Annotated in this window: 1 protein-coding gene; it reads left to right on the top strand. The window is 65.5% G+C overall.

Translation table 11 applies throughout. From position 1 onward, the window contains the following. The coding region (locus KI811_RS18405) for a cytochrome c3 family protein (protein WP_484840034.1) at window positions 1-594 on the top strand (594 nt) is incomplete at both ends.

Genomic DNA, 594 nt, shown 5'->3' with positions numbered 1-594 from the left:
GCCCAGCACAACATGGTGGTAACGCCAGCTGACTGCGCGGGGTGCCACACACAAGGAGTTGTCTACGAGCACACGAACCGGACCTCCACCTGCGCCACCTGCCACCAGAGCACCAACGCCACCGTTCAGAAAACGATCACCGACGGTCGGAACAATATCCAGGTATCCTGCGCCAACTGCCACGGCACGGTGAACCACATTGCCCAGCACGACAAGGCCCAGACCGCAGCCGAGTGTGCCCAGTGCCACACCAAGACCGTCCTTGACGAGCACCTGACCCGGACTTCCACCTGCGCCACCTGCCACTCCAGCTCCCGGATCGAAGTCCAGAACGCCATCACCGCCGGCCGTGCCGGCACGGTCGTCAACTGCGTCACCTGCCACGGCCAGTACAACCACCCCACGGCCCACACCGGCAAGGTCAGCGCTCCCTACGCCGACTGCAACACCTGCCACATCACCAGCCTGACCGACCTGCACGCCCAGCGGGGCTTCCAGTGCGCCGCCTGCCACGCCAGCACCAACACGGCCATAACCGCGGCCGTCCAGAAAGGGCTTGCCGGCCAACCCGTAGTCTGCGCCGACTGCCACAAC

This window comes from Geobacter hydrogenophilus, from assembly GCF_018501225.1.
GTDB classification, from domain to species: domain Bacteria; phylum Desulfobacterota; class Desulfuromonadia; order Geobacterales; family Geobacteraceae; genus Geobacter; species Geobacter hydrogenophilus.
The sequence above is the reverse complement of the archived record's forward strand: the minus strand, read 5'-3'. Positions and strand labels throughout refer to the sequence as shown.